Consider the following 19,888-nt stretch of genomic DNA (forward strand, 5'->3'; position numbering starts at 1 on the left):
TCATCGGCTTGCTGCTTGATTTAGGTGCATGCCCCTCCTTAACGCTCGCTCGAGCGCGCTCTTCGCCGGTGCGCTGGCCCTCGCGGTCACGGCGACAAGCGTGGGGCTGAGCGCCGGCGCTGCACCCGCAGCGGCGGCGGGCACGACCGCGACGCCGGTGAGCACGACGATCCTGGCGGCCCCGGACTACGCCTCCACGACGTTCCACGACGCGTGGGACTACTCGAACACTGCCGACCTTCTCATCGACAACAGCGGGCCGACCATCGACGTCGCGAACGCGAAGTGGTCCGGCGGCGTGCTGAGCTACACGGCTGAGCCCCGGTCGTATGTCTCGCCGCTGTGGGGCGGTTACCCCGGCTCGCTCTATCTGGACCGCGACGGCGGCCTCGCGGCGAATCACATCACTGCGTCGAACTACAACTACATCAGCATCCACGCCTACTCGTCGGCCACGGTGTCCTCGGCGATCCAGTGGTTCACGTCCCCCAGCCTGAACAGCTCGACCGAGGGCGGACAGCCGTTCAACCTGCTGCCGGGGTGGCACGAATACCTCGTCCCCCTCGGCGTGAACGTGTTCCCGAAGCTCACCAAGAACTGGGCCGGCACGATCGAAGGCATCCGCTTCGCCACGAGTCCCGCGAGCGACGTGACGATCAAGCTCGACAACATGCGGCTGTACAAGGCGGGTGCCGACCCGACCGCGATGGCGAGCTGGGACATCACCGGCGACCCCGTTGTGCCGTACTGGTCGTCGAACGGCGCGACGAGCTGCGCCGCGGAGTCGCAGACCTGCGGTGCGGTGGTCGAGCCCGGCACGACCGACATCGGCGCGACGACCGGCCGGCTGACCGTGGACGCATCCGCGTACCCGCCCGGCACCACCCTCTTCCTCGCGGCGCCCGGCGGCGGCGCGGCCGTGCCCGGCAGCGCGGTGCACATCGCCGCGCGTCCGCAGCCGATCGTCGACTCGCCGTCCGCCGCGGGCTGCGGCGACTTCGCCACCAGCACGTTCGGGCACGAGTGGCTGGGATCCAAATCGACGGTCACGGTGAAGAACGCGTCGGGCGAGAAGCTTTCGGGCGGCAAGCTCACGGCGACGAACACGAGCAACGACCCGGAGGTGCTCTTCGCGACGGGCGGCGGGATCAACGCATCCGTGTGGCGCTATCTCTCCGTCACCGAGACCTACACGGGCGACTTCAACCTGCTCAACGAACCGGGCGGCGGCACCATGGCCCGCGCGATGTGGGCGAGCGGTGGCCGCCCGGTGTCCCAGACGCAGGACCTGCTCACCTACCACGACCGGCCGACGCTGAACATCGATCTCGGAATGCCCGCGTCGGTGCTCACCGAGACCAGCGCGTCGGTGCGCTACGCCTTCTCGGGCACGGTGACGACGATGCGGTGGGACCCGAACGAGGACCCGGGCAAGCGGAACTGGACGCTGTCGAACGTCACGCTGGGCCGCGAATGTGCGACCACCGCCGCGGGCTACGCCGTGACCTGGCACGACCCGGGCTGGACGAGCGGCACGAAGGCGACCGTGGAAGCGGTCAGCGGCAGCACCGTGCGCACGCTCGGCACGGTCACCGAGAGCTCGGGCGAGAACAGCTTCAGCGTGCGCGAGGGCACCGTGCCGCTCGGCAACTACACCATCCGCGTCGTCTCCACCTCGCCGCTGTACGCGGCCACCGGCACAGGCAACTCGGCCACCCCGCTGCGCATCACTCCGTCCGAAAGTCGCGTCGCCGGCACCGACCGTTACGCCACCGCGGTTCAGGTGTCCAAGTCGGAGTTCCCGAAGGGCACCAAGACCGTGCTGATCGCGAGCGGTGCGAACTACCCCGACGCGCTCGCCGCCGCGCCGGCCGCGGCCGTGCAGAAGGGCGCGCTGCTGCTGACCGCGCCGACCGCGCTGCCGTCGTCGATCGCGGCGGAGCTCAGGCGCCTCAAGCCGGCGCACGTGTATCTGATCGGCGGTCCGAATGCGGTGAGCGCCGGCGTCGCGCGCCAGGTCACGGCCGCGACGGGGGTCTCACCCGTGCGCGTGTCAGGCGCCGACCGCTATGCCACGAGCGCCGCGGTAGCCGCGCGCTTCTTCACGGCCGCGCGCGGGCGGGCGTTCGTGGCCACCGGTGCGGGCTTCCCTGACGCACTCTCTGCCGCGTCCGCCGCCACGCGGATCGATGCCCCGGTGCTGCTCGTGCCGGGCACGAGCGCGAACCCGACGTCCGCGGTGGCGAAGCAGCTCGCGCGCCTGAAACCGACCCGCATCTATGCGGTCGGCGGCACGACGGTGGTGAGCTCCGCGATGGTCACGAGACTGGGCAGGACTGCGCCGACCTCGCGACTGGCCGGCGCGGACAGGTACGGCACCTCGCAGGCCGTCGGCAAGACATTCGACACGGGCACCTCGAACGCAGCGCTGCTCGCCAACGGGTCGCGCTTCCCCGACGCGCTCGTCGGAGCCTCACTCGCCGGGGCGCGCGCCGAGCCCCTCTACCTCAGTCAGCCCAGCTGCCTGCCGAGTCCCATCACCAGTGAGGTCACGCGCCTCGACGTGAAGCAGCTGACCCTTGTCGGCGGCACGGCGGTGCTGTCGAGCGCGCTGCCCGAGAGCACCTGCTGAGGCGCCGGTCGCCGTGGGCCGCGCCCGCGGAGCCCGGCCTCATCGCCTCGCGGCCTCGCGCTAGCTGTACTGACCCGGATCGTTGTTGACGTAGGAGAGGCCTCCGGGGTCGAGTTGGAGCTGTCTAGTTCGCCAGCTCGAACCCACGGAGGTCTCTCGTNCTGCAGTCTCGTCCCGTCTGTGGCCGATTGGAGCGAGAGGTTCGCAATGGACTCAGCTCCTCTTATGAACGGCCACGCTCCACCCACCACCTGCCCGCGAACGACGGCCACTGACGACACAGCCCCGAAACCGTCGGGCACGTAAATGACGCTGCTCGGCGCAAACACGCCATCAGCCACCGCCCCCGACTTCGCCTGAAACTTCCGCACTGCGTCGTCCATCTCCGCCCCGAACCGCTGCCCGACCACTCCTTCGTCTAGATATCCCGCGGAGGCCAACACCTTCCCGAGCGCAAGGACGTCGAGCCCGCTGTCGCCAAGCCGCAGACCGCGATATAGCGGCGTCTGCCCGACGAGCGCCAGCACCGGTTGTTCGTTGAGGCCCAGCAGCTGCTGTCCCATGGAGACCGTGTCGCCTACATGCACGTCTACCGAGGTAATGGTGCCGGATGCTTGACCGAAGACCTCAGGCGGCAGCCCGGTCCGGACAGTGATAGCGATGGCCTGCCGTGCGGCGGAATCACGGCTGCCGACGACAACATGCGAAGGCACAGGCCCGGCGGTTGACCGATGTTGCTCAGCTTTCGCGCCGTATAACGAGCCGCCGAGCAGGCCCAGAGGAAGGCACCACAATACGATCAACGCCACGGCGCCCGTCACACCGGGCGCGTGACGGGAGTGTGTGCTGTCATGTTGGCGTCCCAGCATGTCAACCGCCCGGGGGGCACTGCGATACGTCAATGTTGTGCTTCTGCATCAGATTCACGTTGTCGGAGTACTTCTCCGCGGGCGTCACGCCCCGTGCCTCCAGGCACGCCGCGATGATCTTCGCGGACTCTGACGAGTCCTGATGCGCCATCTGCCAGGCCCCATCGAGCTGCGCCCAATGGAACTGGTAACACTTCTTGTCGACGCCTGATCGAACTGCGGCATCTGGAATGCCGAAATCCATGAGCTGGTACTCGTCGACATGCGGGGTGGCCAACCGATACCCAGCTTTGGCCAAGCAGGCTTGGTACGCGTCGAAACCAGTCTTGTACTCGTCCCAGGTCACGATCCCGTCGCGCAGTGCGCTCCGCTGTTGCTGCGAGATCGCCGCCGCGGAGGGCGAGTGGGACGGCCCGACCACCGTCCCGCTGCAGCTGCAAAGCAGCGCAGCAACAATCGGCGCCATGGCGATGGACAGCGCCCGAATCACGTGATGATGTCGCTGGGGTGAGCTGCAACAGCTGGCTTAGTGACGGTGTGCTGCCCCTGGAAGACGTCATATCCGACGCCGCCCTGAACCACCATGCCGCTGGCCTGCCTCCACGGACTCCAGATCGCGGAACCACCGGTGACCGTGTACTTGACCCGCACCTTGACGTCCCCGCAGAGACTCTTCTGGCCCGCAGTCGAGCTGTTGCCCCGTCGCGTGCTCGTGCCGACGAACGAGTCGTAGTACGTGCACTTACCGTTCTTCGTCCCCAGTGCGTGCGCCGGCGCAGCGAAGAACACGCCTCCGGCAACGATTGTGAGCGCAACGCTCAACGTCGCGAGTGCTTTTTTAGCGAACATTTGACTCCCCGTCCGCCGGCAGGACCGATCCCGCGACGGATCATCGTTGGAAAGGATCGCGGCAAGCGCCGCTCCTTGGGGAAGAAGCTAGCCCACTTCGGTCCCGACATGGTCGCGACAAATCCGCCTGGCCGCCGACCGGCCGACGGCAACGATCGGACTGCCGCAGCGTGTGCGGCTCGGATCCGCCGCCTGCGCGTCGCGTCCGCACAGCGAACGCGGATCCGCGCAGCGCCGCGCGAGCCGCCCATCGCGTCCACCGCGCGACCGCACGTGGGGAGCACGACGAGGGGCCCCTCCCAAACGGAAGAGGCCCCTCGTCGCGTGTGGACGCTAGTCCGACGTGATCGCCAGGTCGGGCGTCGCGCTGCCTGCGGCGTGCGAGCCGGAAGCGATGCTGCCGACCTTCTCGCCACGGGCTGCGATGCCGAAGGTGAACTCGCCGCCCTCGAAACCGACCGACACGTGGTCGCCCGCGTTGAGCTCGCCCGCGAGGATCTTCTCGGAGAGCCGATCCTCGACCTCACGCTGCACGGCGCGGCGCAGCGGCCGGGCGCCGAGCGACGGGTCGAAGCCGATCTCGATGAGGCGGTCCTTCGCGGCGTCGTTGATCTCGACCGTGAGGTCGCGATCGAGCATGCGAGCGCCGAGTCGCTTGATGAACAGATCGACGATCTGACGAAGCTCGTCCTTGTTCAGCTGCGGGAACACGATGATGTCGTCGACGCGGTTCAGGAACTCGGGCTTGAAGTTCTTCTTCAGCTCTTCCATCACCTTGCCGCGCATGCGGTCGTACCCGCTCGACGCGCCCTGCTCGCCCTCGGCCTGGAAGCCGACGGGTCCACCAGAGATCGCTGCGGTGCCGAGGTTGGTCGTCATGATGATGACCGTATTCTTGAAGTCGACGACGCGACCCTGACCATCGGTCAGGCGGCCCTCTTCAAGAATCTGCAGCAGCGAGTTGAAGATGTCGGGGTGCGCCTTCTCGATCTCGTCGAAGAGCACGACCGAGAACGGCTTGCGGCGCACCTTCTCGGTGAGCTGGCCGCCCTCTTCGAAGCCGACGAACCCCGGAGGGGCACCGAACAGCCGCGAAACCGTGTGCTTCTCGCCGTACTCCGACATGTCGAGCGAGATCATCGCCGACTCGTCGTCGAACAGGAACTCGGCGAGCGCCTTGGCGAGCTCGGTCTTACCGACACCCGTGGGGCCGGCGAAGATGAACGAGCCGGACGGACGGTGGGGGTCCTTCAGGCCGGCACGCGTGCGGCGGATCGTCTTGGCGAGGGCCGAGATGGCCTCTTCCTGACCGATGACGCGCTCGTGCAGCGCCTTCTCCATGAAGACGAGCCGGCTGGACTCCTCTTCCGTGAGCTTGAACACCGGGATTCCTGTGGCCTGGGCCAGCACCTCGGCGATCAGACCCTCGTCGACCTCGGCGGTGGTCTTCACGTCGCCGGACTTCCACTGCTTCTCAAGGCGCAGCCGCTCGCCGAGCAGGTTCTTCTCCTCGTCGCGCAGAGCCGCGGCCTTCTCGAAGTCCTGCTCTTCGATCGCCGCTTCCTTCTTCTCGCGCACGCCGGCGATCTTCTCGTCGAACTCGCGCAGCTCGGGCGGCGCCGAGAGGATCGAGAGGCGCAGACGCGCACCGGCCTCGTCGATCAGGTCGATCGCCTTGTCGGGCAGGAAGCGGTCGCTGATGTAGCGGTCGCTGAGGTTCGCCGCGGCGACGATCGCACCATCGGTGATGGACACCTTGTGGTGCGCCTCGTAGCGGTCGCGCAGCCCCTTGAGGATGTTGATCGCGTGGGGCAGCGACGGCTCAGCGACCTGGATCGGCTGGAAGCGGCGCTCGAGCGCCGCGTCCTTCTCGAAGTGCTTGCGGTACTCGTCGAGGGTCGTCGCACCGATCGTCTGCAGCTCGCCGCGCGCGAGCAGCGGCTTGAGGATGCTGGCGGCGTCGATCGCGCCCTCGGCTGCGCCCGCACCGACGAGGGTGTGGATCTCGTCGATGAAGGTGATGATGTCGCCGCGGGTGCGGATCTCCTTCGTCACCTTCTTCAGGCGCTCTTCGAAGTCTCCGCGGTAGCGGCTGCCGGCGATGAGCGACCCGAGGTCGAGCGTGTAGAGCTGCTTGTCCTTCAGCGTCTCGGGCACGTCGCCGCGCACGATCGCCTGGGCGAGCCCCTCGACGACAGCCGTCTTGCCGACGCCCGGCTCACCGATCAGCACGGGGTTGTTCTTGGAGCGGCGCGACAGGATCTGCATCACGCGCTCGATCTCTTTCTCGCGCCCGATCACCGGGTCGAGCTTGCCCTCGCGGGCGGCCTGCGTCAGGTTCCGGCCGAACTGGTCGAGGATCTGGCTTCCGGCCTGGGGCTGCTGCTGCTCGTTCGCCCCGACCTGCACCTGCTCCTTGCCCTGGTAGCCGGACAGCAGCTGGATGACCTGCTGGCGCACGCGGTTGAGGTCGGCGCCGAGCTTGACGAGGACCTGCGCCGCGACACCCTCACCCTCACGGATGAGGCCGAGCAGGATGTGCTCAGTGCCGATGTAGTTGTGGCCGAGCTGCAGCGCTTCGCGCAACGACAGCTCAAGCACCTTCTTCGCACGCGGGGTGAAGGGAATGTGGCCGGTCGGCTGCTGCTGCCCCTGGCCGATGATGTCCTGCACCTGCTCGCGCACGGCGTCCAGAGAAATGCCGAGGGACTCGAGGGCCTTCGCAGCAACGCCCTCACCCTCGTGGATCAGGCCGAGCAGAATGTGCTCGGTCCCGATGTAGTTGTGGTTGAGCATCTTGGCCTCTTCTTGAGCCAAGACGACGACCCGGCGGGCCCGGTCCGTGAACCTCTCGAACATTAGTCACCTCTCCACGACTGGGCTGGCAGCCGTGATACATCGAGGGTAACCAGCGGTTCTCGCGGAAGATGCCCCTGTTCGCCCCAGGCGTGATCCGAGAATCGGCCGCCATGAGCGGCGCGCGAGCGGACTACTTCTTCTTCGAGGGCGGCGCGAGGTAGAAGTGCGTCTCCTGCGCGGTGAACTGAATGGTCACCTTGGGGTCGAGATTGCGCGGGCGTTGGAAGACGGTGGTGAACGGCGAATAGCCCTCGGGGCAGCCGCTCGGCGTGGGCGCGAGCTTCATCGTGATCTCGTCGGGCGCGGTCACCTTGTACCCGGTGGCATATGGCGGGCACTTCGCCGACCCGTAGAGGGTGACGGCGAACTCGCTGCCGTCGGACTTCAGCCAGACCGCCCATGGCGCCCCGCCCGCGCTCGACGCGGGCGCTTCCACGCCCTTCGGCTCGCCCGAGTAGGTGGACATCGGGGTGGACGAGACGGATGACTGCGCCGAGCACCCTGCGAGCAGCATCGCCACGGCCGCGACGGCCACGGCAGACGGGAGCAGGCGGGTGTGCAGGGCGCGCATGCGAAGCATCCTAAAGGCGCGAGCCGAGCATGCCGCCCAGCGACGCAGCACCCTCGCAATGGCCTCCGATAGCCTTTTGCCCATGCGCAGAGTTCTCGTCACCGGTGGCGCCGGCTTCATCGGCTCGAACTTCGTCCACTACCTGATCGAGAACACCGACGACCACGTCACCGTGCTCGACAAGCTCACCTACGCCGGCAATCTCAAGAGCCTCGAGGGGCTGCCCGAGGACCGCTTCAGCTTCGTCAAGGCCGACATCGCCGACGCCGCCGCCGTCGATCCGCTGGTCGAGGCATCCGATCTCGTCGTGCACTACGCGGCCGAGAGCCACAACGACAACTCCCTGCACGACCCGCGCCCGTTCATCGACACGAACCTCATCGGCACCTTCACTCTGCTCGAGGCTGTGCGCAAGCACGACGTGCGCTATCACCACATCTCCACCGACGAGGTCTATGGCGACCTCGAGCTCGACGACCCGCACCGCTTCACCGAGCAGACCCCCTACAACCCGTCGAGCCCGTACTCGAGCACCAAGGCCGGCAGCGACCTGCTCGTGCGCGCCTGGGTGCGCAGCTTCGGCGTCAAGGCGACGATCTCGAACTGCTCCAACAACTACGGGCCGTACCAGCACGTCGAGAAGTTCATCCCCCGGCAGATCACCAACGTGCTGACCGGCCAGCGCCCCAAGCTCTACGGCGCCGGTCTCAACGTGCGCGACTGGATCCACGCCAACGACCACTCGAGCGCCGTTCTCACGATCGTCGAGAAGGGCCGCATCGGCGAGACCTACCTGATCGGCGCCGACGGTGAGAAGGACAACAAGTCCGTCGTCGAGCTCATCCTGAAGCTCGCCGGCCAGCCCACCGACGCCTACGACCACGTCGTCGACCGCCCCGGCCACGACCTCCGCTACGCGATCGACTCGACCAAGCTGCGCACCGAGCTCGGCTGGGCGCCCAAGTACCAGGACTTCGAAGCCGGCCTCGCCGACACCATCGACTGGTACCGGAACAACGCCGCGTGGTGGGCGGGCGACAAGGCCACCACCGAGGCCAAGTACGTGGCCCAGGGCCAGTAGCGGCTCCTCGGAAGCGTCACGACGCCCCGCTAGACTCCCGACTGATGAGCGACTCCCAGCGCCCCGCCCTGCGTGAAAGCCCGATTCCCGGTCTGTTCGTCATCGAGCTCGACCTGCGCGGCGATCACCGGGGCTGGTTCAAGGAGAACTGGCAGCGCGAGAAGATGCTGCCGATCGGGCTGCCCGACTTCGGGCCGGTGCAGAACAACGTCTCGTTCAACGACGAGGTGGGCACGACCCGCGGCATCCATGCCGAGCCGTGGGACAAGCTCGTATCGGTCGTGCACGGCAAGGTCTTCGGGGCGTGGGTCGACCTGCGCGAGGGTCCCTCGTTCGGCAGCGTCTTCACGGTCGAGATCGACCCGTCGGTCGCCGTCTTCGTGCCGCGCGGCGTCGGCAACTCGTACCAGACGCTCGAGCCTGACACGGTCTACTCGTACCTCGTCAACGACCACTGGTCGCCCGACGCCGGCGCCAAGTACACCTTCCTCAACCTAGGCGATGAGACCGCCGCGATCGCATGGCCGATCCCACTCGAGCAGGCGGTGCTGAGCGAGAAGGACAGGACTCACCCGCGTCTCGCCGAGGTCGCGCCGATGGCGCCCCGGAAGACGCTGGTGCTCGGCGCCAACGGCCAGCTCGGCCGCGCCCTGCGCGAAGTGTGGCCCGAGGCCGAGTTCGCCGACCGTGCCGAGCTCGACATCACGTCGCCCGATTTCCCGGGCGCCCGCGCGTGGCGCGACTACGGCGTGATCGTGAACGCGGCCGCCTATACGAAGGTGGATCTCGCAGAGACGGATGCCGGGCGCCGCGAGGCCTGGGCGGCGAACGTCTCGGCGCTCGCCACGCTCGCGCGCGTCGCCACGACGGCGGGCATCACGTTGGTTCAGGTCTCGACCGACTACGTCTTCGACGGCACGGCAGACGGCCACCCCGAGGACGAGGCGCCGAGCCCCCTCGGCGTGTACGGGCAGACGAAGGCCGCGGGCGACGCGATCGTCGAGACGGTGCCGCGGCACTACATCGTGCGCACCAGCTGGGTCATCGGCGACGGGAACAACTTCGTCCGCACCATGGCATCCCTCGCCGAACGCGGCGTCGCGCCGAGCGTCGTCGACGATCAGGTCGGTCGGCTCAGCTTCACCGGCGACATCGCTCGAGGCATCCGTCATCTCGTCGAGGGGGGCGCGCCGTTCGGTGTGTACAACCTGACCGGCTCCGGCGAGCCCACGAGCTGGGCCGCGATCGCCAAGCGGGTCTTCGAATTGACCGGCCACGACGCGAACGCCGTCACCGGCGTGAGCACAGCCGAGTACTTCGCGGGCAAGCAGGCGTCGCCGCGGCCCCTGAACAGCGTGCTGCCGCTCGACAAGATCGAGGCGACGGGCTTCGCGCCGCGCGACCACTTCGCCGCGCTCGAGGCGTATCTCACGGCCAACCCCCTCGCGACGAGCTGACGAACTAGGGAGTCATCAGGTGCGTATCACTGTCATTGGCTGCGGCTATCTGGGTGCGGTGCATGCGGCGTGCATGGCGGAGCTCGGGCACGAGGTGCTCGGCATCGACGTGGACGCGGCGAAGATCGAGCTGCTCTCAGCCGGGCGCGCCCCCTTCTACGAGCCGGGCCTGCCCGAGCTGCTGACGTCGGCGAGCGCGACCGGGCGGCTCAGCTTCACCACCGACATCAGCCGCGCCGCCGGCTACGACGCGCACTTCATCGCCGTCGGCACGCCGCAGAAGAAGGGCGAGCACGCCGCCGACCTGACGTACGTCGACGCCGCGGTCACGTCGCTGGCCCCGCACCTCGCGCCCGGTTCGGTCGTCATCGGGAAATCCACGGTCCCGGTCGGCACCGCCCGGCGCCTCGCCGGCATCATCGCCGGCGTGCAGCCCGAGGCCGCGCTGGCCTGGAACCCGGAGTTCCTGCGCGAGGGCTTCGCCGTGCAGGACACGCTGCGTCCCGACCGGCTCGTCTACGGCCTGCCCGACGGCGATGCGGCCGACCACGCGAAGACGACGCTCGACGAGATCTACACGGTCGCGCTCGGCAACGACACCCCGCTCGTGGTCACCGGGTACGAGACCGCGGAGCTCGTGAAGGTCTCCGCCAACGCGTTCCTCGCCACGAAGATCTCTTTCATCAACGCGATCGCCGAGATCGCCGACGTCACAGGCGCCGATGTGACCAAGATCGCCGACGCGATCGGCTACGACGCCCGCATCGGCCGGAAGTTCCTCAACGCAGGCCTCGGCTTCGGCGGCGGATGCCTGCCCAAGGACATCCGCGCGTTCCAGGCTCGCGCGGGCGAGCTCGGCGCCGACCAGGCGCTCACCTTCCTGCGCGAGGTCGACCAGATCAACATGCGCCGCCGGGTCCGCGCGGTCGACTTGACCCGCGAACTGCTCGACGGATCCCTGCTCGGCAAGAAGGTCGCCGTGCTCGGCCTCGCGTTCAAGCCCGAGTCCGACGACGTGCGCGACTCGCCCTCCCTCGACGTCGCCTCCCAGCTGCGCGCCCAGGGCGCTCGCGTCGTCGCCTTCGACCCGCAGGCGGTCGAGAACGCGCGACGGCTGCACCCCGAGCTGGACTTCGCCGAATCCGCCGCCGACGCCGCCCGCGACGCCGACGCCGTCGTGATCCTCACCGAATGGCGCGAGTTCCGCGACCTCGACCCCGCCGAGTTCGGTCAGATCGTCGCCGACAAGCGCATCCTCGACGGCCGCAACTGCCTCGACCCCGACACCTGGCGCGCCGCCGGCTGGCGCTACCGCGCCCTCGGCCGCCCCTAACCCCAAGCGAAGGAACACCGAAGACCTATGCGCGGAATCATCCTCGCCGGCGGCTCAGGCTCGCGCCTCTGGCCGATCACCAAGGGCATCTCGAAGCAGCTGATGCCGATCTACGACAAGCCGATGGTCTATTACCCCCTCTCGACGCTGATGATGGCGGGCATTGACGAGATCCTGATCATCACCACCCCCGAGTACAACGATCAGTTCCGCGCCCTGCTCGGCGACGGCTCTCAGCTCGGCATCCGCATCGACTACGCCGTGCAGCCCTCGCCCGACGGGCTCGCGCAGGCCTTCATCATCGGCGAGGAGTTCATCGGCGACGAGTCCGTCGCGCTCGTGCTCGGCGACAACATCTTCCACGGTGCAGGCCTCGGCTCATCACTGCGCCAGCACGCCCACGTCGACGGCGGCCTGATCTTCGCTTACGAGGTCAGCGACCCCCGCCGCTACGGCGTCGTCGAGTTCGACGAGGACTTCAAGGCGCTCTCCATCGAAGAGAAGCCCGCAGAGCCGAAGTCCAACTACGTCGTCCCCGGCCTGTACTTCTACGACAACTCGGTCGTCGAGATCGCGAAGACCATCGAGCCGAGCGCGCGCGGCGAGCTCGAGATCTCGACGGTCAACGAGCGGTATCTCGAGGCCGGGAAGCTGCAGGTGCAGGTGCTGCGCCGCGGCACCGCGTGGCTCGACACGGGCACCTTCGAGTCGATGATGCAGGCCTCCGAGTACGTGAAGGTCATCGAGGACCGCCAGGGCTTCAAGGTCGGATGCATCGAGGAGATCGCCTGGCGAGCCGGCTGGATCACGATCGACCAGCTCGAGGAACTCGCTCACCCGCTGCTCAAGAGCGGGTACGGCCAGTACATGCAGCGCCTGGTAGACACCGCCCGCCGCTAGCGCTACGGGTGCGCTAGCGGCGGCCGGAGTTCCCTGGCAGCGAGTGCCGCCTAGCCGATCGTGAAGGTGCTCACCACCGCACGGTGGTTGCTCGCCCACGAGTTGCCGGCCGGCGTGGTCGCCGACGGCCACCCGAGGGACAGCGTGTCCGAGTCCACCAGCGACAGGTCGCGAGACGGCGTGTAGTCGACGTAGTCGACCCGGTCGCTCGGGGTGGCGAACAGCAGCGTGTCACCGGGGTCGGTGCTCGCGTTGCGGTTGGCCGCGCGGTACGAGTCGGTCAGACCGGCTCGGGTGAACACGCTCGACTCCGAGGACGAGACGAGGTCGCCGAGCAGGATCGCCGGCGCCTTGGCCGACGCATCCTTCGAGATCTCGCGGCTCACCGCGGCAGCCTGCGCATCGCGAACCGTCGCCGTCGTCTCATCGAGATGAGCGCTCCAGAGCTGCACGCTCTGGCCGGCGATGTCGACGGTCGCACCGAGGGCCGGCGCCGCGCTGGTCGGCACGACCTCGGTGGCCTTCGTGAACGGGTAGGCCGAGACGATGCCGAGGTCGCCGGAGAAGCGCACGTTCCAGCCGAGCGCCGAGGCCACCTGAGTCGCCATCGCCGCACCACCGCTCTGGAATCCGATCTCGTCGATGCCGCGCGCCGCGATCACCGCGAGGTTCTTGCCCACCGCATCGGTCACGTTCGCGCCATCGTTCCACGCGTTCCACGTGGCGGCCTTGACCTGCGGAGCGGCGCCCCGCCCGAGAACGGGCACCTCGACGAGCAGCGTCGAGCTGGTCGTGCCGTTCGTCGCGGTCACGGTGATCGTCGCGCCGGTGCCCGGCGCACTGGCGGGCACGGTGCCCGTCACGACGCCGAACGCGTTCACGTTGAGCCACGTGGAACCGCTCACCTTGGTGAACATCGTCGGCTTGGCACCATTCCAGAGACCGAGCAGCTGCTGGTCGACCTGACCTCGCTCAGCCACCGCAGGCAGCTTGAAGGTGTCGGTCACGAAGCCCGGGTCGAGGCTCGGCCAGCTGCCGACGGCAGCCTGCTGAACGACCCACACGGCGTAGAGGGTGACGGTGCCGTTCTCGGTGGCCGTCAGGTTCTCGACGCTGGCGCCCGGAGCGTACGCGACGGCACCCGTCGCGCTCGTCGCCCAGCCGGAGAGCATGTAGCCGTCGCGGACGAATCCGACCGTCGGCAGGGTCGCCGGGGTGTCGTAGCTGAGCGTGATGTCGGACATCGAGCCGACGGTCGCGCCGTTGCCGTTGAACTTCACGGTGTAGCTGTTCGCGGCGAACTGGGCCTGGACCGCGACGTTCGCAGCCGGCATCGTGAAGGTGCCATTGCTCGCGACCTTGACGCTGCCGTCGCTCGGGCTCGTGACGTTCCACCCGGTGAGGTGGTAGCCGGTGTCGGGCGTCGCCGTCAGCTTGACGGTGCTGCCGGCGACCGCCCCGTGCGCAGGGGCACTCGCCGTGCCATGCCCGGCCGAGGTGACGTCGACGAGGTGGGCGCCGACCGGAATCCACACCGCGTACAGGGTGACGACCGCGCCATCCGTGGCAGAGAGCTCAGACACCTGGGCTCCGTCCTGGTAGACCGGGTTGCCGTCGGCGCTCGTCGCCCAGCCCGCGAACTGTTCGCCGGACTCGGTGAAGGCATTCGGCGTCAACGCGGCCGTCTGGTCGTAGCTGAACGCCTCGTCGGCCATCGTGCCGCTCGCGCCGTTGCCGTCGAAGTGCACGGTGTAGCCGTCTGCGGCGAAGGTCGCCGTGAGAGCGACCGGCTGCGCCGGCATCGTGAACGTGCCGTCGCTTGCGACGGTGACGCTGCCGTCGCTCGGGCTCGTGACCGTCCAGCCGGCGAAGTGGTAGCCGTCGGCCGGCGTCTCGCTCAGCGTGACGGTCGCACCCGCGGCCGCCTGCGCCGGCGTCGCTGACGCCGTGCCCTGCCCGCTCGTCGTGACGTCGACGCCGTTGACCGACATGCCGTAGAGGTCGCCGACCTGCGTCGCGCTGAGCGGCGTGCTCCAGATGCGCGAGTGGGCGAGGCTGACCGGGGCCGTGGCCTCGATGCCGCCGCTGCCGTTGACATCGGCACCGAGCGTCCATTTCTGTGAGACGGATGCCGGGAGCGTCAGGCTCCCCGAGGCCGGCGTCGAGGCGACGAGGGCGCCGTTGAGGTACAGGCTCAGGGTCGAGCCGTCCCACGTGGCGACGGCGTCGTACCAGGTGCCGGGCTGGACGGCATCCGCTGCCGCGTACGCGTACTTGTAGCCGCCGACATCGATGCTCGCGTTGAGCTTGTCGTTGTAGACCTCGATGTTCACCCCGCCGCTCTGCTCACCCGAGCAGATCGAGGGATACGCACTCGTCGACAGCGTCGAGAGCGCGGCGCCGTTCCAGCGGAACTCGCAGTCAAGCGTGAGCCCGCTCGCGAGCTTGCTGTACTGGCTCGAGAAGTCGTACTGGTACGCGTCGGTCGAGCCGTTGAACGTCGCGACGTCCTGCCCGAGGCCGGGGTCGTTCGCGATCGTCGGCGTGCCGTAGGTGGTCGCGGTGAGACCCTGCGCGTGATCCACCGGCGCGCCGGAGGCGAAATCGGTGTTCAGCACGTCGGGAGCCGGCAGCACGGTGACGGTGATCGCCGAGCCGACCGCGGTGTAGCCGTCGTTGTAGCAGAGGTAGACCGCGTAGTTGCCCGCCTTCCAGCCCGTGGTCGGGAAGGTGAGGGTACCGCTCGCGGGCGCCGCGGTGCCCGCAGCCGGCTCGCTCGTGCCGCCCGTGGAGGTGTACTGCCAGTACGTCGAGGGCGACGGGCAGGAGGCCCCGGGGGTCTGGTTGTAATAGAAGCCGATCCAGTTCGTCGCGCTGACCTCATTGGACGGCGCGGAGAAGTCGATCTTGATCGGCGTGCCCGCTTCGATGACCGGAGTCGCCGTGCTGGCGCCCGTCGCGGAGGCCGTGGCTTCGGCGACCGGGGCCGCCTGGGCCGCCGCACCCGCTGCGGGAACCGCAACGAGGAACGCGAAGGCCGTCGTCGCCGCAGCGAGCGTCGCCGCGGCGACGCGTGCGCGAATGTTCTTCAGCATGCTCGGTCAGTCCTTCGTCGTGGTGGCGATGCGGCCGGCGTAGCGCTGCTTCCAGCCGGTGCCGGTGTCGGCGGTGATGACGACGTCGTAGTAGCCGTCTTCGGTGGGCCACTCGACGGAGGTGCGCTGGCCGCCGCGCAGCTCGTACACCTTCGTGCCGCCCGTGAAGTCGTTCGCGGCGAGCGTGTAGCGCAGCGACTCGGCGCCGTCGTTGTGGAGGGTGATCGCGACCCGCGCGTGCGCGCCCTTGTCGAGGTCGACGTCGACGCGAGGGATGCCGAGATCCTTCTCGTCGGCCGGAACGAGCTGGCCCGCGAACGAGCGGACGAAGCCGTCGTTGCTGTAGATCGAGAAGGCGTACTTCCCGTCGGTCTGCGTGGCATCCCACTCATACGACTTGGAGGCGCTGCCCGCCGTGACCGTGAACGGGGTGTTACTGAACGCCTGGTGGGCGTCGGGGAACACCTGGAAGCTGAGCGCCTTGCCGCGCGGGCCCTCGACCGACATCGTGGCAGTGACCTTGCCGGTGATGCGGTTCTCCGTGACCGTCGCGTGCCCGTGGAACGGGAGCGCGCGGTGCTTCATGTGGTCCGCGGCGATCGTCACGGGCACCTCGGCGACCGGGTCCGGGAACGTCGCCGGGCCGAACTGCGGGTTCGTGAAGTCGAGCGCGCTCGTCAGGTCTCCGACGATCGAGCGTCGCCATGCGCTGATGTTCGGGGACGTGAAGGGCTTGCCGAGGTGCGCGGCGTACGTCTCGAGGAACTTGACGATCGAGGTGTGGTCGAAGACCTCGGAGTTGACCCAGCCTCCGCGGGTCCACGGCGAGACCATCACGAGCGGAACCCGCGGCCCCAGGCCGATCGGCTCACCGCCGGTCGTGACGATGTTGGAGACGTTGATCTTCTCCGCCTGGTTCGTGTACTCGCCCGGCGTACCCGGCTCGGCGTACGGCGGGAGCACGTGGTCGAACTTGCCGTCGTTCTCGTCGTAGTTGATGAGGAAGAGCGTGCTGTTCCAGATCTCGGGGTTGCTCTGCAGCGCCTCGAGGATGCGGGCAACGTAGCGCTCGCCGTGCTGCGAGTCGGCGGCGGGGTGCTCGCACCAGCCGTACGGCGCGGTGATCCACGAGACGGTGGGCAGCGGGTACTCGGCGTCGGGCGCGCACGCGGCGATGAAGTCCTGCAGGACGTACTCGAGGTTCTGCGCGGAGTCGGTGTTGGGCACGACCGACGCGGGCGGCGAGGGCAGGTAGTACTGCGCGTTGCCGCGCCAGATCAGACCGGTTCCCGGCGCGAGCTTCGGGTCGTCGGCGGCGAGACCGGCGGGGTTGAAGCCCTTGAAGTAGGTGAGCTCATTGTCGCCGTAGTCGCCGAGCCAGTCGCTGCGGTAGGCGCCCTTGCCGCCGTTTCCGGAGCCGTGGTTGTCCGAGAACATCCGCCAGTCGATGCCGACCTGCTGCAGCTGCTCGGCGACGGTGATCCAGTCGCGGTCGTAGTTGGCCTCGTCGGTGTTGTTGACCTCACCGTTCGACATACCGCTCCAGTGGTACTTCCGGTTGCAGTCGGTCGGTCCGAGGATCGAGCAGAAGTACTGGTCGCCGATGCCGAACTGCGAGGCGACCGACCAGTAGAAGGACATGTAGCCCGGCGAGTGGTAGTTCATCGCCTCGACGCCCTTCTCCTTCACCCATGAGTCCCAGCGACGGCCGTCGATGGTGGTGAAGGAGTGGTCGGTGCCCCACGCGGAGTCGTCGACCTGCGGCGTGTGCACGGCACCGGCTGCGTCGCGCTGCTGGAACACCGTCGTGCCGTCCTGGAAGGTGAGCGCCTGCTTGTCGTTCAGGCCGCGCACGCCGGGCATGGTGCTGAAGTAGTGGTCGAACGAACGGTTCTCCTGCATCAGGATCACGACGTGCTTCAGGTCCGACATCGAGCGGGTGAGGTGCTTCGGCTCGGGGTGGGGCGCCGGGTGCGCCGGGTGCGCGGGTTTGCCGGGCGTCGCCGCCGCCGCTGCGTTCGCGCCGGCTGCGACACCGGCGCCCACTGCTGCGGCACCCGCGGCGGCACCGGTCGCCATGAGGAAGGTGCGGCGACCGACTCCCTTGGAGCCACTGGCCTCGGTGGGGGTTGCTTCTGAACCGGACTCGTCGGGCTCATTAGTCATTGGGATCTCCCGTCACATCAAAGGCGGCCATGCGGCACTCGCGCCGTTCACGAGCGGGCCGGTCAGCCACCTCGGCGATGCCAACGACTTTCGATGACGGCCGGGTGAACACCGATCGATCAACGAGTGGCGGCCCCCGCGACGCGCCGCAATTCACACCGGCGACTGTGCACAGTGATGGGCGCGGCGCCCGATCACGCCTCCGGCGACGTCACCGGCGCAGCTGGCGCCGACGCCTCGGCGGCGTCCGGCTCGGTCGGCGCAGTCGGCTCGGCCAGCTCAGCCGGCTCAGTCAGCTCAGCCACCGCCGGCGGGGTGCCACCATCTGACGGGTCGACGTCGATGACCGCGGTCTCGCCCAGCGCGATGCGCAGCTGCTCGACGGTTACAACGCCACGCCGCAGCACCCGGTACTTGCCGCTCTCAACCGCGACGGTCGCGTCCAGGATCGTCGACTTCTGCGCAACGCCGGCATCAGAGACGGATGCCCCGGCCACAGCGGTATCGCCGGAGCCAGCGGCGGCACCCGCGTCGCCGTCAACACCGGCGTCCGGATCCGCACCCGCCTCGTCCGCGACTTCCGCCCCGCCACCCGCACCGCCGTCGAGGACGACGGCGACGGCGTCCCCGAAGATCGCGGCGGCCTCGGCGCCCGTCGTGGCCGGCGGCAGACCCGCGACGCTTGCGGTCGAGACCGCGAGGGGACCGACCTCACGCAGCAGCTCGAGAGCGACGTCGTTGCGAGGCATCCGTATTGCGACGGTGCCCTCGGTGTCGCCGAGGTCCCATTCGAGCGTGCTCTGCGCCTGCAGGACGATGGTGAGACCGCCCGGCCAGAACCGCGGCGTCAGCTGATGCACGGCACCCGGCACCCGCATCGCGAGCCGGTTGATCGTCACCGCATCCGGCACCAGAACGGCGGGCGGCGTCTTCCGGCCGCCGCGCCCCTTGGCGTCCTGCAGCCGCTGCACGGCGGCAGGGTTGAACGCGTCGACCGCGACGCCGTACACCGTGTCCGTCGGGATCACGACCACGTCCCCGCGCTCGAGCGCCTCGCGTGCGAGCCGCATGCCCTCGTCGCGCTGCTCGGGGTCGTCGCAGTCGTACACGGTCACCATCAGTCCCTCACCTGTCTCTCCACCGGGCCGGGCCCGCGGCTTTTCCCGAACACTGCCCCACCACGAGCGTCACAGCAGCTGCTGGCCGACGGTCGCGTTCGCCGCCGACGAGTCGACCTCGAACTGGATCGTGCCCGGCAGATATCGATCCTCGCCGTGCTCGATCGCCTTGCCGTCGTGGCCGTAGGTCTCGCGACGCACGCGCAGCAGCGGGCTCGACCGGCGGATCGCCAAGAGCCGCGCGTCGTCGCTCGAGGCGGGGACCGCGTCGATGTGGTGCTGACCGAAGACCATCATGATGCCGGCCTGCTCCATGGCGGCCACGACCGACGGCACATCAGCGGGCAGAGACTCCACGACCGCGGCCACCCATGGCGCGTACGTCGTGCGCTCGAGCATCACGGGCCGGTCGTCGAGCGTGCGCACCCGCGTCACGCGCAGCACCGCGGCCCCGCGTGCGAGGTGCAGCGTGCGCGCCTCGTCGAGCGTCGCGAACCCCCGCTCCTGAGACACGCGCCGGCCGCCCGGCGTGAGTCCGCGGTTCTGCGCCCACTGTGCGAACGACCGCAGCACGGAGAACGGCTGGGTGTGCAGTGACGACTGCACCAGCCATCCGACCCCATGGCGCGAGACGACGACCCCGCGCTGCTGCAGCCGCTCGAGCGCCTTGCGGACCGTGTCACGCGAGACACCGAAGCGCGCCGCCAGGCGATGCTCGGCCGGCAGCACCGACCCCAGCGCGAACGCACCGGTGGCGATCTCGCGCTGCAACTCGGTCGCGATGGCGTAATAGCGAGGGTGGGCGGGCGATGCGCCTGCGTCCGCGAGATCTGCTTCTTCCAGCAATCCGCTGCCGGGCAATTGGTTCACAGGCATCCGTCGAGCTGAATCAGGTGGTTCGGAAATCGCCGTCGCGAAGCCGCACGGGCGCCTTCCGATTATTCGACACGACCTGCAC

General features: G+C 68.6%; 13 protein-coding genes and 1 pseudogene. 5 read left to right on the top strand and 9 right to left on the bottom strand.

What is annotated here, in order from left to right; translation table 11 throughout:
- The first annotated feature begins 28 nt into the window (after positions 1 to 28).
- Entirely contained in the window at positions 29 to 2,632 is a 2,604-nt protein-coding gene (locus tag ACFOYW_RS09300; protein ID WP_390228652.1) for a cell wall-binding repeat-containing protein, read from the top strand.
- 338 nt (positions 2,633 to 2,970) lie between these two features.
- On the opposite strand, the pseudogene ACFOYW_RS09305 reads toward ACFOYW_RS09300, so the two are convergent.
- From ACFOYW_RS09305 to ACFOYW_RS09325, 5 genes and pseudogenes are all read right to left on the bottom strand, one after another.
- Positions 2,971 to 3,501: pseudogene (locus ACFOYW_RS09305) on the bottom strand (peptidoglycan-binding protein); the annotation flags it as partial.
- Position 3,502: 1 nt separating this feature from the next.
- Positions 3,503 to 3,991, bottom strand: a complete 489-nt coding sequence (locus ACFOYW_RS09310) for a hypothetical protein (protein ID WP_390228653.1) — start codon at positions 3,989 to 3,991, stop codon at positions 3,503 to 3,505.
- Positions 3,988 to 4,350, bottom strand: coding sequence for a hypothetical protein (locus ACFOYW_RS09315; protein ID WP_390228654.1), 363 nt, complete (start codon positions 4,348 to 4,350; stop codon positions 3,988 to 3,990). Before ACFOYW_RS09315 ends, ACFOYW_RS09310 begins: the two co-directional genes overlap by 4 nt.
- A 333-nt stretch (positions 4,351 to 4,683) precedes the next feature.
- Entirely contained in the window at positions 4,684 to 7,209 is a 2,526-nt protein-coding gene (locus ACFOYW_RS09320; RefSeq protein ID WP_390228655.1) for an ATP-dependent Clp protease ATP-binding subunit, read from the bottom strand.
- Positions 7,210 to 7,339: 130 nt separating this feature from the next.
- Complete coding sequence (locus tag ACFOYW_RS09325; protein WP_390228656.1) at positions 7,340 to 7,780, bottom strand: hypothetical protein; 441 nt, start codon at positions 7,778 to 7,780, stop codon at positions 7,340 to 7,342.
- An 82-nt stretch (positions 7,781 to 7,862) separates the two neighbouring features.
- On the opposite strand from ACFOYW_RS09325, the gene rfbB reads away from it, so the two are divergent.
- From rfbB to rfbA, 4 genes are read left to right on the top strand one after another with little or no spacing between them, the layout of a single operon-like run.
- Entirely contained in the window at positions 7,863 to 8,861 is a 999-nt protein-coding gene (gene rfbB, locus ACFOYW_RS09330; protein WP_390228657.1) for a dTDP-glucose 4,6-dehydratase, read from the top strand.
- 44 nt (positions 8,862 to 8,905) lie between these two features.
- Positions 8,906 to 10,318 (top strand): sugar nucleotide-binding protein, encoded by a 1,413-nt coding sequence (locus tag ACFOYW_RS09335; RefSeq protein WP_390228658.1) that lies wholly within the window; start codon positions 8,906 to 8,908, stop codon positions 10,316 to 10,318.
- A 19-nt stretch (positions 10,319 to 10,337) separates the two neighbouring features.
- A complete protein-coding gene (locus ACFOYW_RS09340) occupies positions 10,338 to 11,651 on the top strand; it encodes a UDP-glucose dehydrogenase family protein (protein WP_390228659.1) in 1,314 nt (437 codons plus the stop codon).
- Between the two features lie 27 nt (positions 11,652 to 11,678).
- Positions 11,679 to 12,551, top strand: coding sequence for a glucose-1-phosphate thymidylyltransferase RfbA (gene rfbA, locus ACFOYW_RS09345; protein WP_390228660.1), 873 nt, complete (start codon positions 11,679 to 11,681; stop codon positions 12,549 to 12,551).
- 50 nt (positions 12,552 to 12,601) lie between these two features.
- On the opposite strand, the gene ACFOYW_RS09350 is transcribed toward rfbA, so the two are convergent.
- From ACFOYW_RS09350 to ACFOYW_RS09365, 4 genes are all read right to left on the bottom strand, one after another.
- On the bottom strand, positions 12,602 to 15,646 hold the full coding sequence (locus ACFOYW_RS09350; RefSeq protein WP_390228661.1) for an InlB B-repeat-containing protein: 3,045 nt from the start codon (positions 15,644 to 15,646) through the stop codon (positions 12,602 to 12,604).
- Between the two features lie 6 nt (positions 15,647 to 15,652).
- Positions 15,653 to 17,812 carry an alkaline phosphatase family protein gene (locus ACFOYW_RS09355; RefSeq protein WP_390228662.1) on the bottom strand — a complete coding sequence of 720 codons (2,160 nt, stop codon included), beginning with the start codon at positions 17,810 to 17,812 and terminating at the stop codon, positions 15,653 to 15,655.
- A gap of 194 nt (positions 17,813 to 18,006) precedes the next feature.
- Positions 18,007 to 18,930 carry an L-threonylcarbamoyladenylate synthase gene (locus ACFOYW_RS09360; protein ID WP_390228663.1) on the bottom strand — a complete coding sequence of 308 codons (924 nt, stop codon included), beginning with the start codon at positions 18,928 to 18,930 and terminating at the stop codon, positions 18,007 to 18,009.
- A gap of 69 nt (positions 18,931 to 18,999) precedes the next feature.
- Positions 19,000 to 19,806, bottom strand: coding sequence for a GntR family transcriptional regulator (locus tag ACFOYW_RS09365; RefSeq protein ID WP_390228664.1), 807 nt, complete (start codon positions 19,804 to 19,806; stop codon positions 19,000 to 19,002).
- Between the last annotated feature and the right edge of the window lie 82 nt (positions 19,807 to 19,888).

Source organism: Gryllotalpicola reticulitermitis, from assembly GCF_042651345.1.
GTDB lineage: Bacteria > Actinomycetota > Actinomycetes > Actinomycetales > Microbacteriaceae > Gryllotalpicola > Gryllotalpicola reticulitermitis.